At 46.2% G+C, this 15,031-nt stretch carries 15 protein-coding genes; 3 read left to right on the top strand and 12 right to left on the bottom strand.

The window, feature by feature from the left end; genetic code table 11:
• The first annotated feature begins 13 nt into the window (after window positions 1-13).
• The 3 genes from HMPREF1536_RS16795 to HMPREF1536_RS16785 all read left to right on the top strand — a co-directional run bounded on the left by HMPREF1536_RS16795 (window position 14) and on the right by HMPREF1536_RS16785 (window position 4,024).
• Window positions 14-991 carry a dihydroorotate dehydrogenase-like protein gene (locus tag HMPREF1536_RS16795; RefSeq protein WP_028727574.1) on the top strand — a complete coding sequence of 326 codons (978 nt, stop codon included), beginning with the start codon at window positions 14-16 and terminating at the stop codon, window positions 989-991.
• 144 nt (window positions 992-1,135) lie between these two features.
• Window positions 1,136-1,501: a MarR family winged helix-turn-helix transcriptional regulator gene (locus HMPREF1536_RS16790; protein WP_028727575.1), complete on the top strand. Its 366-nt coding sequence runs from the start codon at window positions 1,136-1,138 to the stop codon at window positions 1,499-1,501.
• Window positions 1,502-1,567: 66 nt separating this feature from the next.
• Window positions 1,568-4,024, top strand: coding sequence for a CoA-disulfide reductase (locus HMPREF1536_RS16785; RefSeq protein WP_028727576.1), 2,457 nt, complete (start codon window positions 1,568-1,570; stop codon window positions 4,022-4,024).
• 77 nt (window positions 4,025-4,101) lie between these two features.
• Here the strand turns inward: HMPREF1536_RS16785 and serS are convergent, their stop codons facing one another.
• The 12 genes from serS to HMPREF1536_RS16730 all read right to left on the bottom strand — a co-directional run bounded on the left by serS (window position 4,102) and on the right by HMPREF1536_RS16730 (window position 15,021).
• A complete protein-coding gene (gene serS, locus HMPREF1536_RS16780; RefSeq protein ID WP_028727577.1) occupies window positions 4,102-5,376 on the bottom strand; it encodes a serine--tRNA ligase in 1,275 nt (424 codons plus the stop codon).
• A 78-nt stretch (window positions 5,377-5,454) separates the two neighbouring features.
• Entirely contained in the window at window positions 5,455-5,985 is a 531-nt protein-coding gene (locus HMPREF1536_RS16775; protein ID WP_028727578.1) for a C40 family peptidase, read from the bottom strand.
• A gap of 213 nt (window positions 5,986-6,198) precedes the next feature.
• A complete protein-coding gene (locus HMPREF1536_RS16770; protein WP_028727579.1) occupies window positions 6,199-7,215 on the bottom strand; it encodes a DUF1848 domain-containing protein in 1,017 nt (338 codons plus the stop codon).
• A gap of 116 nt (window positions 7,216-7,331) precedes the next feature.
• The gene (locus HMPREF1536_RS16765) at window positions 7,332-7,742 is read right to left on the bottom strand and encodes a D-Ala-D-Ala carboxypeptidase family metallohydrolase (protein WP_028727580.1); all 411 of its coding nucleotides are present in this window, start codon (window positions 7,740-7,742) and stop codon (window positions 7,332-7,334) included.
• On the bottom strand, window positions 7,723-7,941 hold the full coding sequence (locus HMPREF1536_RS16760; RefSeq protein ID WP_028727581.1) for a hypothetical protein: 219 nt from the start codon (window positions 7,939-7,941) through the stop codon (window positions 7,723-7,725). The genes HMPREF1536_RS16765 and HMPREF1536_RS16760 overlap by 20 nt, the downstream gene beginning before the upstream one ends.
• A gap of 46 nt (window positions 7,942-7,987) precedes the next feature.
• Window positions 7,988-8,332 carry an HU family DNA-binding protein gene (locus HMPREF1536_RS16755; RefSeq protein ID WP_233426411.1) on the bottom strand — a complete coding sequence of 115 codons (345 nt, stop codon included), beginning with the start codon at window positions 8,330-8,332 and terminating at the stop codon, window positions 7,988-7,990.
• Window positions 8,333-8,355: 23 nt separating this feature from the next.
• Window positions 8,356-8,505 (bottom strand): hypothetical protein, encoded by a 150-nt coding sequence (locus tag HMPREF1536_RS28195; RefSeq protein WP_225607913.1) that lies wholly within the window; start codon window positions 8,503-8,505, stop codon window positions 8,356-8,358.
• A 210-nt stretch (window positions 8,506-8,715) separates the two neighbouring features.
• Window positions 8,716-9,201 (bottom strand): hypothetical protein, encoded by a 486-nt coding sequence (locus HMPREF1536_RS16750; protein ID WP_028727582.1) that lies wholly within the window; start codon window positions 9,199-9,201, stop codon window positions 8,716-8,718.
• A 118-nt stretch (window positions 9,202-9,319) separates the two neighbouring features.
• Window positions 9,320-9,592, bottom strand: a complete 273-nt coding sequence (locus tag HMPREF1536_RS16745) for an HU family DNA-binding protein (protein WP_028727583.1) — start codon at window positions 9,590-9,592, stop codon at window positions 9,320-9,322.
• A 59-nt stretch (window positions 9,593-9,651) separates the two neighbouring features.
• Entirely contained in the window at window positions 9,652-12,678 is a 3,027-nt protein-coding gene (locus HMPREF1536_RS16740; protein WP_028727584.1) for a BACON domain-containing protein, read from the bottom strand.
• Window positions 12,679-12,693: 15 nt separating this feature from the next.
• Window positions 12,694-13,854 carry a BF2992 family fimbrillin-A clan protein gene (locus HMPREF1536_RS16735; RefSeq protein ID WP_028727585.1) on the bottom strand — a complete coding sequence of 387 codons (1,161 nt, stop codon included), beginning with the start codon at window positions 13,852-13,854 and terminating at the stop codon, window positions 12,694-12,696.
• 30 nt (window positions 13,855-13,884) lie between these two features.
• Complete coding sequence (locus HMPREF1536_RS16730; protein ID WP_028727586.1) at window positions 13,885-15,021, bottom strand: fimbrillin family protein; 1,137 nt, start codon at window positions 15,019-15,021, stop codon at window positions 13,885-13,887.
• Window positions 15,022-15,031 lie beyond the last annotated feature (10 nt).

The raw sequence follows: 15,031 nt of genomic DNA, 5'->3' as shown, positions 1-15,031 counted from the left end.
AATTGAATCTGACATGATAGACATTAAAACCCAATACGCAGGACTAACACTTCGTAATCCTATAATCGTAGGAAGCTCGGGGCTGACTAACAACGCGGAACGAAACAAAGAATTTGAAAAGGCAGGTGCCGGAGCCATCGTTCTCAAATCCCTTTTCGAAGAACAAATCGAAATGCAGAGCGATTCGCTTATGCAGGATGCAGATTATCCGGAAGCAGCCGACTATATCCGTGGCTATGTAAAAGCCAATCAGGTGAACAACTATCTGGAACTGATAAAAAAGACCAAAGAATTGTGCACGATCCCCATCATTGCCAGCATTAACTGCTATAAATCGGACGTATGGATTGACTTTGCCCGTCAAATAGAACTGGCCGGTGCGGACGCTTTGGAACTGAATGTATTCTTTCTGGAAACAAGCCTGGAATACAATCCGGATGAAATACGCGATCTTTACGTCAATATCATCCGAAAAGTAAAAGAAACCGTTTCAATACCCATTATCATAAAGATTGGAAAAAATGTCGGAAATATCCCGGCATTGGTCAATACATTGAAAGTAAACGGAGCAGACGGCGTAGTGATGTTCAACCGATTCTATCAGCCGGACATCGACATCAACAGTATGCAGATCGTATCGGGCAACGTATTCAGCAACCACTCCGACTTAAGTGATACAATCCGTTGGACAGCGATCATTTCAGGAAAAGTACCCGGAATAAGCATCGCTTCTTCAACCGGAATACACGACTGGGAAGATGTTATCAAATGCCTGCTGGCAGGAGCTTCAGCCGTACAAATGTGTAGTGCCGTATACACACACGGAGGTGAAATTATTTCACAAGTACTTACATGTATAGAAGAATGGATGCATCAGGCACATTATCAAAATCTGTCACAGTTCCAGGGTAAACTGAACTATGCAAACATCCCGAACCCCGCGATGTATGAACGTTCACAGTTTATGAAATACTTCTCAAACAGAGACTAAAAACTATCGTTCAGATAAAATAGAAGAGACAGGGTAAACACCTTGTCTCTTTTTGTTTCATCACTTTTTACAATTTATTTTCCACTAAACACTATTTATATCAGAAATATTATTTACCTTTGTACCATTAATAAAGAAAACAAGATGGAAGCTATTTGTGTTATAAAGGACATATATAAAACATTATACCAGTTTGAAAAAGCATTTTCAGAGGTACATGAGATCACAATCAACGAAGCCATGTTGCTATGTTGCCTGAAAGACAACGAAGCAAAGTCGGCCGGGACGATCTGCGATTATATAGGTTTATCCAATTCACGCGTATCCAAGGTGATCACGTCGGTAGAAAACAAGGGGTTTATCCGTCGCAGTATCAGCAAAGAAGATAAACGTCAGATGTTCTTTTCGCTTACACCGAAAGGGAAAGAGAAAGTACAGCAAATGATGAACGCAGAACTGCGTTTCGACGGCCTGTTCGGTAAACTGCAGCAATGCATGGAAAAGGGTTGACCCCCTTTTTTTACCTATTTATTTTCCATTAGCAAATATGTATAATAACAATAAAACAATAATAAGATGAAATACTTAGTAATCGGAGGAGTTGCCGGTGGAGCAACAGCAGCAGCACGCCTGAGAAGAATGGATGAGAATGCAGATATTATCCTGTTTGAACGCGGGAAATACGTATCATACGCCAACTGTGGACTACCTTATTATATAGGCGGAGTAATTGCAGAACGAGATAAGCTATTCGTGCAGACAGTCGAAGGTTTCACAGCCCGTTTCAACATCGACATTCGTCCCGAACAGGAGGTGACCGCCATCCACCCGAAGGATAAAACCGTTGAAGTGAAAAACCTCGGAACAGGACAGACATATACCGAAAGTTACGACAAACTGGTACTATCTCCCGGAGCCGAACCGCTTCGCCCCGGCATCGAAGGCATCAACAGTAAAAAGATATTCACCTTACGCAACGTTCCTGATACAGATACAATCAAGAATTATGTGGATCAGAACAAACCTCGCCACGCAGTGGTTGTAGGCGGTGGATTTATCGGACTGGAGATGGCCGAAAATCTGCACGACCTCGGTATCAACATCGCTGTCGTTGAAATGGCAAACCAGGTAATGGCTCCGCTCGATTACTCGATGGCAGCCATCGTACACCAGCAACTGATCGATAAAAAGGTCGATCTGCGTCTCGAAGACGGTGTTTCACGTTTTGAAGAGACATCTAAAGGTATCCTTGTACACCTTCGTAGCGGTAAACAAATCGCTACCGACCTGGTGATCCTCAGTATCGGCGTACGTCCCGAAACACGGTTGGCAAAAGAAGCCGGATTGACTATCGGTTCACTTGGAGGAATTGCTGTGAATGACTATATGCAAACTTCCGATCCGGATATATATGCCCTGGGGGATGCCGTTGAAGTAATCAATCCGGTAACAGGCAAACCGGCCCTGATCCCGCTTGCCGGGCCGGCCAACAAACAAGGACGCATTGTGGCCGACAATATCGTGTTCGGCAATCGCGAAACATATAAAGGCACCATCGGCACATCCATCGCTAAAGTATTCGACCTGACAGTTGCAGCTGCCGGAGCCAACGCCAAGTTACTGAAACGCGAAGGTATCGCCTACCGATCATCGTACACACACTCTGCATCACATGCGGGTTACTATCCGGGTGCCGTTCCGATGTCTATCAAAATACTGTTCTCTCCCGAAGATGGAAAGTTACTGGGAGCACAGATCGTTGGATTCGACGGAGTTGACAAACGGATCGAAATGCTTGCCCAGGTAATACAGCGCAAAGGAACGGTTTACGACCTTACGGAGCTCGAACAGGCTTATGCTCCCCCCTACTCATCTGCTAAAGATCCGGTAAATATGGCTGGATATGTAGCTGAAAACATCCTTACCAAAAAGGTCGAGATCATAGGCTGGAGAGATATAGCCCGACTAAGCAGTGAAACGATACTGGTAGATGTACGCACAGCCGATGAATACAGTTTGGGATCTATTCCCGGAGCAATAAACATTCCGGTAGATGAACTTCGGAGCCGTTTGTCGGAGTTACCTAAAAACAGGCCGATCGTGGTAACCTGTGCTGTCGGACTACGCGGATACCTGGCTTACCGCATACTGGTTCAGCATGGTTATAAAGATGTCAGGAATCTATCAGGTGGTTATAAAACGTGGAGCATAGCTACGGCTAAACCGACTTTGGATCAAGTAGAAAGCAACCCCAAAACGACAGAAACGGAAAAACCGGTTGCTACCGTTGCGCCCCACTCTTCCACCCGGCAAACCATCCGGATCGATGCCTGCGGACTGCAATGTCCGGGCCCGGTCATGCAACTGAAAAAGCATTATGCCGAAATAAATACAGGCGACCGCCTGCTGATAACCGCAACCGATCAGGGATTCGGTAAAGATGTTGCCGCTTGGTGCAACATGACCGGGGCACAACTGGTAGGAGTTGAAAACAAATTAGGAGTCATCCACGCCACAATCGAAAAAGGTGAACCCAAAAGTGCCTGCAAAATGGTGAATGGTGGCGACAACAAAACACTGATCGTATTCAGCGACGACCTGGATAAAGCCCTAGCTTCCTTCGTCATTGCCAACGGAGCCGCCTCAACCGGCAAGAAAGTGACTATGTTCTTTACCTTCTGGGGACTGAACGTAATCAAGAAACGGCAGAAACCGGCTGTTTCCAAAGATATCTTCGGAAAAATGTTCGGTTGGATGCTCCCCGCACATAGCGGCAAACTGAAGCTGTCGAAAATGAATATGGGTGGTGCCGGAAGCTGGATGATGCGCCTGATCATGAAGAAGAAACATATCGACAGCCTGGAAAGCCTTATCGCCCAGGCAGCCGAGAACGGTGTCGAAATGATTGCCTGCACCATGAGTATGGATGTGATGGGCGTAAAACAAGAGGAGCTGATGGAAAACGTCACGCTGGGAGGCGTCGCCACCTATCTTGAACGCGCAGAAGATGCCAATGTCAATCTGTTCATCTAAAGGATAAGGGCTATACAAAAAAAGGATGCATCCTTCTCGGCAAGAGGATGCATCCTTTTTTATATAAGGTAATATGCTTATTTAATCATATCGAAACCAGTATAAGGGATCAACGCTTTCGGAATGCGGATACCTTCGGGAGTCTGGTTATTTTCGAGCAATGCAGCGACAATACGAGGTAACGCCAGCGCACTACCGTTCAGCGTATGACACAGCTGAGGCTTCTTGTTCTCATCGCGGTAGCGACATTTCAAACGGTTTGCCTGATAAGTATCGAAGTTAGAAACAGAGCTAACCTCTAACCAACGCTGCTGTGCTTCAGAATACACTTCGAAGTCAAAGCAAAGAGCAGCAGTAAAGCTCATATCGCCACCACACAGGCGAAGGATACGATACGGAAGTTCAAGCTTCTGAAGCAAACCTTCCACGTGATCCAACATCTCCTGGTGAGACTGTTTTGAATGTTCCGGTTTATCGATACGCACCAGTTCCACCTTTGAGAACTCATGCAGACGGTTCAAACCGCGTACGTCCTTACCGTAAGAACCGGCTTCACGACGGAAACATTGTGTATAAGCACAATTCTTTATCGGCAATTGTTTATCATCCAGGATCACATCGCGGTAAATATTGGTTACCGGCACTTCTGCTGTCGGTATCAGGTAAAGATCATCCACTTCGCAATGATACATCTGTCCTTCCTTATCGGGAAGCTGACCTGTACCAAAACCGGAAGCAGCGTTTACCACTGTCGGCGGCATAATCTCCATATATCCGGATTTACGTGCTTCATCCAGGAAGAAGTTGATCAGGGCACGTTGCAACCGGGCACCTTGTCCTTTATAAACCGGGAAGCCTGCTCCTGTGATCTTCACACCCAGGTCAAAGTCTATCAGGTCATATTTCTTTGTCAATTCCCAATGGGGCAACGCATCTTTCGGCAGTTCTGTTTCCATACCGCCCATTTTCTCCACCACATTATCTTCTGCACCCACACCTTCCGGCACTTCATCGTAAGGGATATTCGGAATCGTATAAAGCAGATTCTGCATTTCTTCCGAAGCCTGATCCATTTCAGCCTGGATCCCCTTGCTGATTTCCTTGATATCGGCAACACGCTTTTTAGCAGCCTCAGCTTCTTCTTTCTTGCCCTCTTTCATCAGGCCACCGATAGCTTTCGACAGCGAGTTCACCTCTGCCAGGTTATTATCTAATTGATTCTGTGTACTACGTCTTTTATCGTTCAGTTCAATCACTTTAGCGATGGTTTCCTTCGCATCTTTAAAGTGTTTCTTCTCCAGACCACGAATTACGCGATCTGTTTCTTCCGTAATCATTTTAAGCGTCAACATACTTGATCTATGTTTATTTATTTGAAGTGCAAAGATACATAAAAAAGCAACTTTCGGCCTGATGTTCACAAAAATATCTTACTTCACCCTTCCGCCTGTTATCCAGCTGCGTGTGAAGTAAGGTTCACTCAGGCTACTGACCATAACCCCCTTTGAAGTACTGGTATGGATAAACTTCCCGTTTTTCAGGTAGATACCTACATGATTAGGTACTTTTTTCTTTCCACTGCCAGTCCTGAAAAACACCAGATCGCCCTCCTGCAACTTAGAACGGCTCACTTTCTTACAGTTATATTTCAACATATCAGCCGACGAGCGTGCCAACTGTTTTCTATAAACTTCACGGAACATGATGGCTACGAAACCGGAGCAATCCACTCCCCTTTTAGTGCTTCCGCCCATCCGGTGAGGAGCCCCGAGCCATTTCGCTCCCTCATTATAAAGAAAAATATTATCTTCCGCCGTAATACGCACACCATATAAACGTGATAATTCTTTAGGCCCTTTAAAGTCGGCAGGCAACGCGACACGTTTCTTACTGCCGCAGGATGTTAGAGCCAGTATAAACAGAAACAGCCAAAGGCTGAATATGGGATTTTTATATATCATGATTTATTTATTCTCTTTCTGTAGTTGGAGCAATAGGATGAACCGTTTCTTTTATTTGCTTTACAATATCTACCCCATCTCATACTTATTAGGATTAATTCTTAATAACGCAAATATACTCATTTTTCAACACCATTCGAAAAGTCTTTAGGGTTATACCCCTAAAAACTCCACTATATTATCTACTTATTGGGGGTATAACCACAAATCCCGTCACATTCCGATTATCGACTCAAAATAAGGATTCTGTTTATGTCGGGCATAATTAGCTTCTGCTATTTTTATCGATGTATTTGCGTAACAATACTCACATTGATGCGGGCAGGTATCATACATTCCGATATCCTTACTGGCTATGCATCCGCAAAACAATCTTTGTCCTTTATCTTTTCCCGGAGATTTCCTCCCATTTCCGAAAAGCTCCAACTGGGTCTCTGCCGGATTATACCCTATAAAGTCCATCAATTGCTTATCATCGGAAAAACATTTGATCATCAACCCATCGTCTATACATTTATTATGGGCAATCCCATACCGATCCAAATTGATTTTCTCTCCACAAGTAGCCAGCGTATAACCCCAGGATGCATTTAAGTTCATTAAACCTCTTGCCAGATACTCCATATCATCCTTTTCAAAAGATCGATAATTTATATGATTCTTTTCCAGATTCGCTTTCACTTTTCTGTATTCCGGAATATCAGCAAAACTGAAAACTAATTTCTTCGTATATCCTTTCAACTGATTACCTATATATTCAACCTTTCCCAGTAAATCATCTTTAGAAATCCGGTCAGTCAACATCATTGGATCGAAACGCCAGATCACCCGGTCACTATCCAACCGATCGACCAATCGTTTAAACGTATCTATCCGTTCCTGCAAAGGCGGTACATTCCTCTCTAATCCATCTTTTTCATAATCATTCAATGTATATTGAATATATGTATGCACATTCATTTCCTCCAACTGATCTAAATGCATAAGAAGAGGTTTAGGATTTTTAGACCAGAAAACGATCAGCCTTGTATCAGCATAAGACACATAACTCCGCACCTTATTAAAAGGATTAACCCAAACCGAATACCCTTTCTCCAAGCGATAAAAGAACCAATCAGCATAGAAAGCCGGTATATCAGTAGAACGACTGGCAGATACGATAACAGGAGATTTCGCTTTCACGACTTCCCCGCTATCATTTAATATATCTATATGTTCGCTCTTTCTCATACGACAAATATACATGAAATAAAAGTATGGCCCTAAAAAGAGTTCCTTTGATTCATTTTTCGTATCTGGACACACATTAGAAACTTATCTGATAGACTCATACAACTCCTCCCCTTTCATTTATTAATAATGATCTGATAACGGTTCTCCCCTTTCGCCCTGAGTGAAAGATGCAGGAACTTCTTACGTTTATACAGGATAGCCTGGTCGAAAGGCAACTTGCAAAAACGCAACACATTCAACAACACCTCCGGATCAGGCACATAACAGTCGGCCGCCTCCCCTTTCACATGCTGGCTCGAAGGCACGCCACCCACCAGCTTATTCACTTCCGGACTACGATAACCGCTCGTTATCGCAATGGGCTGTGCGTAAGCTATCCGCAACGGTTGCAGCAAACGCTTCACCAACTGTTTCATAGCTAACTGAGCCTCAAAAGGCGGATCGTTCCGCAACCCGTTCTCCACAGCCACCCGGCTATACGTCATTTCTTCCCAGGTAAAATTCCTACTTATTTTCTCGTTCATCCTGAATTGATTTTACTTTATACGAATAATCCACCCCAAACAAAGCCCCGGCAAAGGTGCAGGTCTCCCCGAAAGCCACCAGCACACTACTATGGATCTCCCCCTTCGGAGCAATCCAGAAACCGGAGAAAAGAAGGACAATCCCGCTCAATACGAGCAGGATTGCCATTACCAATTGAACAGTCAGTTTCCTTTTCATACGTTCCTCTGCTTTTTTTTTAAACTGTCAATTTTTCAAAATCGAATTACTCGATAACAGGACGATCGTCTTCACCCTCGCCGTCGTTCTTCTTTTCAACGACTTTCACGTCGTCTTCTTCAAACTTCGCGAGTTCGCTAGTCCAACGCAAGCTGGCACCCGGCGTAAAGATGATACGTGCCTTTTTAATCATAGAAGCATTAAATGCCTCCTCCGTATCCGCCCCCTTCGAACGGACAGAGAAACGAAAACTTCCGAATTCGCCCACCTGTACGATACTTCCCGAGCGAAGCTCCAAACCCATCGCCCAATTCAGCGAGTCGAGTATCGCCTTTACATCGGCACTCGACATAGCCGAACGGCTGGAGATCAATTCACACAATTTTTCCATGTCACAATAACTCGACGATTTGGCTACTGCATAGCCGAACGGCTGGAGATCAATTCACACAATTTTTCCATGTCACAATAACTCGACGATTTGGCTACTGCATAGGTCTTCACCTTGTCTTTATCGTCGCCACTAAGCACCCGACGTTGCACTTTTCTGAATTTCAATGCCATAACTTTTAAGTTTAAATGGTTGATATATTTGTTTCAGAGGAACGATACAAAAGTAAGGAGATACAGATATGTTAAAAGCGCAACCGACCTATTCAATAAAGTACTATTTACCAAATCATTATAGATATAATAAATCTTAACTACTCTTTTTTCACGATACTTCGTTGCGGCGTTTTTGGTGATCATTTAACTATTATCAACTAAACGGTATCAACCATTATAGTCGTCCTTAATTTCTGTTTTGCCGGATAGGATCAAGAGTTCTTTGGAAGTGGGTTTTTCTTTGCTGATATTTTCAGCCAATGTTTTGACTTTTTCGGAAAAGTTGAAACAGATGGTTATCGACATAGCCAGGCGGCTTAATGAAGTTTTGGCAGTACGTTCTATCGCTTCTATCAGATGAAGCGTTCGGATAAACAAGGCAGGATGGCGAAGGGTGTAGCGGATATGTACCATCACGGTTTTCTGTTGAACAAAGTCGGCGTAAGCTTGCCGGTCATGTGCGATCACGGCTTCTATAAAAGTCTGTTGAGATGGGGGTAATGCAGTCCAGACACTAAAAGAAACCTTATAAATTTTTTCAAGGAACTTTTTCCGTCCTTCTTCCGACATAGCATCCAGGCTACGGTTAAACTCGTTTACATCAGGAACTTTTCCATTAGGGAATAAAAGCTCAAACTTATTCTTCTTTTTCATATATATAACAGACAGGTTTCACTTATTAATTAAAAAGGAACTGTAACCATTACAGTTCCTTTTATCAGACAATTACCCGGAGTGATATTTCACACCGGCGGCATATACCCCGCTTATTTTAAGAATTCAGAGCCTTGAGTAAGAACTTTCCGGGTTTAAACTTCACACTCGTACGAGCCTCTATCACACAGGGAGTACCTGTATGGGGATTACGCCCTCCCCGCCGCTTCTGCTGCCAGGGCTCAAAGCTTCCAAATCCCTGGAGCATGATGGCCTCATGCCCCAATGTTTCTTTCAGTATATCCTGAAAAGCATTGACAAACTGCCGGGACTGACTCTGAGAAACATTCATCTTTACTGCTAATTCGTTTACTAATTCAATTTTGTTCATAATTCATTTTCTTTGATTTTTGATAAATAATTTCTGTTCCTTTATATTATAGCAATTTCTTACCTGAAGCGGTTCTGGAGATCACGGACGCAGCGAACACTGCCACCGTTGTTCGAGGTCTTGGTGAAGAAGAATCTGCTAGCATCAAAGTAGTGTATGCACCGATTATTACCATCACCTTTGTAGACCGAACTACTCCAGTACCATCTCTCGAACCCGCTGGCACCCTCTGAGCTCTCTATTTCCTCTTTGTTATTATAGATAGCACGTAACTCTATCAAAGTAGGTAAACGCCAACCGGTACCATCCTCATCCAATTCAGAACAATAACTTTGCTGTACAGAATAAATACTAGTACCAGTTTTTTGCCCCTTTTGTATTTGTATAGAATAAGAACCTGTCATTGTAGGAGACTCGGATAAATTGACATCCGTGATACCATGAGAGGGCGCTGTATCTGTTCCATCAGCATCAAACGGAGGATGTGTTGTCCAAGTGTATTTATCTCCACTCATTTGAGTATAATAATCCTGTAATAAATTCTGATCGATTGTTACAATAAACCCAGTCAGAGCAGCCGCCTGATTAACCTCCACTGTTTTTGAATGATCACCACCGGGTACAGCAATAGTAAATGTAACAGAACGGGCACCAAACGAATTCGCAGTAGCTGTAAACGTCAAAGTCTGCTTTGTATTCCCAATTTCAGATGATATAATATCAGGTGTAATACCATCAGTCGTCACAGATGGGCTCACTGTCCAAGGCAAACCGTTTGTGCCTTCCACCTCTACTGTGCCAGAACCGCCTGTTTTTTCAAACGACAATTCCGTTGGGAACACGGTAAATGTAGACCCCGATCGCTTTACAGCCACTGTTTTCTCTATATTCCCTGCTTTTACTGTTATATCACCCGACAATTCCGTACTATTGAGATTCATTCCACTCGCTGTATATCCTACAGTCTGACTACTGCCATTCGTTGTTCCCGGAGTCGAGCCTGTCAGGGATAACCAATCAGGGGTGGTAATAGAAAAGGGTAATCCTGAAGTTCCTTTAAACGTCAATATTCCACTGGCGTCAGCCGTTGCAGCCAATGTAACAGGACTGCCTGAAGCAGTCAGCGACGAAGCTTTCTGGCTTACCGTTATTTTCGCAGTCGGCCCCGTGGATGGGTCTCCCGCACGGACTGTTATTTCATCACTTCGGGACTCGGCATTCGGATTTACCGGCACATTATAATTTATATTCTCGGCAGAACCGGTTGTCGGGCCACCGGAACTTTCAGCTAAGGTAATCCAACTGCCATCCGTTACGCTGGCCGCCCAGTTCAATCCGGCGGTAGCCGTAAAGGAAGAGGTCAGACCGTTAGCAGCCTCGGCATTTACCTCTTTTGAAGAACCCGTTACGGTAGAACCCGCCTGGGTAACATTGATATCTTGTTTCAATCCGGTATAACTCACATTCCCCACCGATGCCCCGGCTTTTACCGTTATTTTTCCTATACGCTCCGTTGCCGACGGGTTACTGGTTTTCGCCCTGACAACCAGCGTTTGTGCCTCTGCCGGAGCTTCAGCACCCGATGTAGCCGGATTTGCCGTTGCCCAATCCAACCATTCTCCGTCACTTAAAGCAGCCGACCATTGCAAGCCACTCGTTGCTGTAAAGGAAGAAGAGCCTTCCGAGCCAGAGGCAGCCTCCAGAGATATATCCTCCCCTTTTGTCAAGGTCGAGCCACTTTGCGTAAGGGTGATATCCTGATCCACACCGTTCACTTTCAAAGAAAACGTCACACTTCTATCCTCCGCTTCCGGATTGGCGGATGCAGCCTGAAAAATCACCTTATAGGGGCCATGATAAGAAAACGTGGCACCGGCCGAAACAGCAGTTCCGTCTAATAAAGCCGACAACCACTGGGGCATATCGAAACTCCACGGTTGACCCGGACGGGCTGTGATCTGTACCTCTTTTGTTCCACCTTTCTCCGCCGGCATCTTTCCCTCGTCAACGATAATGGGAGGTATTTTTCCCACCGTGATACGTTCGTCGGAAACATCGATACCAACCAGGGTGACACTCATCGTATAATGTGAGTTGCGTATAATATCATAATTATTCATACTACTGCCCGGATAGAACCGGAAGGTAACCTCCTCATACCTCACCCCGCCCTGCACTGCCGTTCCGGTCAGTTCGATACAGGTTGCATTCGTTACACCGGTACCGGTCTTTTTCTTTTCCGAGTCGACAGCATCCGGGCCACTGACCGTTCCTGCCATGTTTTCAGGCAGATACCAGTAGATCGTTGCTCCATCGGCACTGGCCGTTCCACTATACGTGCCATAACTAAGGCCGGATAATTGTGTTGTCGGAGCTGTTACCTGCGATTTATCAGGGACGGATCTCAGCGCCACCGAGATCGGAGTAAACGTAAACCCCTCTCCCATTGAATAAGTAAACGTGATCTTGGCCAGGAGACGGGTCAGCTCCACTTCGATATCTTTCATACCGGTGGCAACCACCTTCCCCTCCCACATGCCTACCATCCGGCATAAGTTATCATTCGGTAAGCCTTCATCGGTAAAAGTATAGGGTAACGCATGTATTTTTAATGTAGCTTCATCGACTATTTCACCCAGGTCGCCCGCGTTAGATATGAAATACACATGGCTATTGCTCTCGTCCTGAATCTGTTTCAGTTTCAGGTTAACCGTAGTGCCGGTCATCGATTCGAAGTATTGGTTGAACAGACGCACCCCCGTTGTTGCATTATACTGCCCGACCCATAGGTTGGCGATCAGGTTTTCCCGGTCGGCCTCCAGTGCCGTTGTTGCACGTGTCTGTAGCGTATCAGCCACACCGGCTACCGCCAGTGTATCCGACTCGACCGTGCCGTTGGGGGTAAAAATTATGCTACGGGTAACGGGAGTCCGGCTAGCCAGCACGTTCAGGTTGAACCCGGCCTCCACCTCCTTCAAGGCATGAGGCGGAATATCCTCTTCTTCCACCTCCGTCTCAGTGCAGCCACCAGCAACAGTAAGAAGCAGCCACACCAGCAACCATATCGTTTCATTCGTCCGTCTCATTGTATTTCATTTTATTTATTCCTCCGCTCCTACATTGCCATTCCCACTCCAATCGATGTCATCCCATTGGGCCACCGTTATAGTCGTTCCTATACCTTCGTTGATATCCGGATCGGTAGGGGACTGGTCGGAACCTCCTACACCGGAGTCCGTAAAAGTGATCGTATTCCAGTTGAGCACCTTCATCAACAGGGAACTTTCGTTGTTCTTTACCTCAAGGGTGAAGATATAGCGCTTACCGGCATCGAAAGTAATATGCTGATCGATCGTAGCCCGCAAAGTAGCCGTTTCCTGATTCCTGACTACGGTTATCTCCACATCGAACGCCTTATTGTCTTTGGGAAGGACAACCCCTTTCGTCTTATTCAGCCCCATTCCGTCAGGGTCGGATGCAGCCTCCACCGATTCAAATTCTCCACTTTCAAACGTCACGGTTGCCTCACTGCCCGTGCTGCCGCCGGTAGGTGTTATCCCCGTATCTTCTCCGGCCAGTAGGCTCGCTCCCGAAGAAGATATCCCACTAACCGCCAGCTTCGTCCCGTATAACGTATTAAAAGGAAGCGCATTCTCCGGCAAAGGAGCCACATTGAACACTACCAACGCACATTTCCGGCAAAAAGTAGCCAAAGTCACCAACCGGGAAGTGGCCGATATGGTTACGCCACGAACAAAAGAGGTCATCACATCCTCTTTATGGGGAATATCGGTTATCTGATAGGTATCGTCTATGCCTTTTGCCAATATCCGTGCAGGTGAAACGGCATAGAAGTCGTACATACCTCCCTTCACTGTCAAACCATTGGCTTTCCCTTCTATCTTTTTGCCTGTCGCATCGACCAGGCAGGGCGACAACAAACCGTCGGCTCCGACCACATAGGTAGCCTCAAATGAAGGAGCCGATGCGGAGAATAAGACCGGTTCTTGTACACTTTCCACACTTCCTCTGAAGTAAGCTCCGATCCGTACCGTCGTACCTTTGGGAAGCGGCGTAGGGACAGCAGTCTCTCCTGTACGGGTCAAAAGCTCCGGCACTCCCAGATCGGGTTTGCCGAAGCTGAGGGTTACCGGCCGGCTCTCCTCCGGTACGATCTCCTCCACCGGCCCCGCCGTACACCCCGCCAGCAGGCCACCGGCCAGTACCCCCAACAGAAACACTTCTACTCGACTCCGTTTCATCTTATTTCGTTTTGCTCTTTAATTGGCACATTATTCCATCGGCACCTCAGTAGTCCCTCCTTCATTCCAACCGGCTACTACCACATTGGCTATTTCGATTCCCTGCGGGGACATGCCGATGTTGTAGATGTAATTATTTCCCTTTTCCCAGTTTACCGTAAAGGTTCCGGGAGCATCGGTATCTCCGGTGGGCGACATGGTGAAGATACGCTCATCTTCGAGCGTCAGCTCCAGGGTGACATCGTCGGCCACTGCCGGGATCACCAGACCGAATGCCAGTACCGGAATGCCGGCCACATCGGCCGGTTCACTCACACCGGTTCCTATGGTACGCATATCGCCACCGGCCGTAAACGACAGTTCACCTGCAACGACCACCGTATCACCCAGTTCACCCGTAAAGAGGTTCAGTGTAGCAGCGGCGGACTTTTTCAATCCCCCACTGCTTTTCAGCACCACCTTTTTCACCTTACATCCGGCAAAAGCCGTACCGCCTTCTTTTTCCACCACACGGAAACTGACCTTCGCCAGCGCATGATTCATCAGGAGCGACACGGCCGGATTCCAACGATCCACCTCTGTTGGAACTTGGCAATACAGGTAATCAGCCTGATCGGTATCCCACTCCACACTGCCGGTAACCTCCGCTGCTCCAGCAGCAGGTACAGTAAATTTGAACGTCTGCCGGTCGAGCACCTCCACGTTACCCATTACAGGTACCTTTAGTATACCCGATAACGACACACTCTTTTCCGCCGGAGCATAAGCATACACCGTTCCTTTCACAGATGACAACAGAAGGGCCTCTTGTCCGGCTGCCGGCTCCCAAGCCGCCGGAGTAGCCGCCGCATTGTAAATAAACTGTACTGTCGTATTCCCGCTGTCATAGGCACTGACTGTCCCACTCCCGTCCTTCTTCGTAACACAAAGTCCCACCTTTGTGAGCGGATTAGGATTTGTACCGGCTATATCGTCACCCGGGCCTCCCGTGGCAATACTTCTCGACTCCACCTCTACCGACAAGCCCAGGTTCTTTACCCCGAGGGGAACCTCCGCTCCGCCTTTACCATCGTCCCCACCGCCACCCACGGAGATCATTGCTTCCGTACAGGCATTGGCCAGCAGAAGAAAGACGGCTGTCGAAAATGTATAGATGAACTGTTTCATGGGCTTTGTT

Origin of the sequence: Parabacteroides gordonii MS-1 = DSM 23371, from assembly GCF_000969825.1 — a bacterium.
Classification (GTDB): domain Bacteria; phylum Bacteroidota; class Bacteroidia; order Bacteroidales; family Tannerellaceae; genus Parabacteroides; species Parabacteroides gordonii.
The sequence above is the reverse complement of the archived record's forward strand: the minus strand, read 5'-3'. Positions and strand labels throughout refer to the sequence as shown.

Bases quoted from the DNA above. Each gene is read 5' to 3' on its own strand.
- HMPREF1536_RS16795 (WP_028727574.1), top strand. From the start codon at position 14: ATGATAGACATTAAAACCCAATACGCAGGACTAACACTTCGTAATCCT.
- HMPREF1536_RS16790 (WP_028727575.1), top strand. From the start codon at position 1,136: ATGGAAGCTATTTGTGTTATAAAGGACATATATAAAACATTATACCAG.
- HMPREF1536_RS16785 (WP_028727576.1), top strand. From the start codon at position 1,568: ATGAAATACTTAGTAATCGGAGGAGTTGCCGGTGGAGCAACAGCAGCA.
- serS (WP_028727577.1), bottom strand. From the start codon at position 5,376: ATGTTGACGCTTAAAATGATTACGGAAGAAACAGATCGCGTAATTCGT.
- HMPREF1536_RS16775 (WP_028727578.1), bottom strand. From the start codon at position 5,985: ATGATATATAAAAATCCCATATTCAGCCTTTGGCTGTTTCTGTTTATA.
- HMPREF1536_RS16770 (WP_028727579.1), bottom strand. From the start codon at position 7,215: ATGAGAAAGAGCGAACATATAGATATATTAAATGATAGCGGGGAAGTC.
- HMPREF1536_RS16765 (WP_028727580.1), bottom strand. From the start codon at position 7,742: ATGAACGAGAAAATAAGTAGGAATTTTACCTGGGAAGAAATGACGTAT.
- HMPREF1536_RS16760 (WP_028727581.1), bottom strand. From the start codon at position 7,941: ATGAAAAGGAAACTGACTGTTCAATTGGTAATGGCAATCCTGCTCGTA.
- HMPREF1536_RS16755 (WP_233426411.1), bottom strand. From the start codon at position 8,332: ATGGAAAAATTGTGTGAATTGATCTCCAGCCGTTCGGCTATGTCGAGT.
- HMPREF1536_RS28195 (WP_225607913.1), bottom strand. From the start codon at position 8,505: ATGGCATTGAAATTCAGAAAAGTGCAACGTCGGGTGCTTAGTGGCGAC.
- HMPREF1536_RS16750 (WP_028727582.1), bottom strand. From the start codon at position 9,201: ATGAAAAAGAAGAATAAGTTTGAGCTTTTATTCCCTAATGGAAAAGTT.
- HMPREF1536_RS16745 (WP_028727583.1), bottom strand. From the start codon at position 9,592: ATGAACAAAATTGAATTAGTAAACGAATTAGCAGTAAAGATGAATGTT.
- HMPREF1536_RS16740 (WP_028727584.1), bottom strand. From the start codon at position 12,678: ATGAGACGGACGAATGAAACGATATGGTTGCTGGTGTGGCTGCTTCTT.
- HMPREF1536_RS16735 (WP_028727585.1), bottom strand. From the start codon at position 13,854: ATGAAACGGAGTCGAGTAGAAGTGTTTCTGTTGGGGGTACTGGCCGGT.
- HMPREF1536_RS16730 (WP_028727586.1), bottom strand. From the start codon at position 15,021: ATGAAACAGTTCATCTATACATTTTCGACAGCCGTCTTTCTTCTGCTG.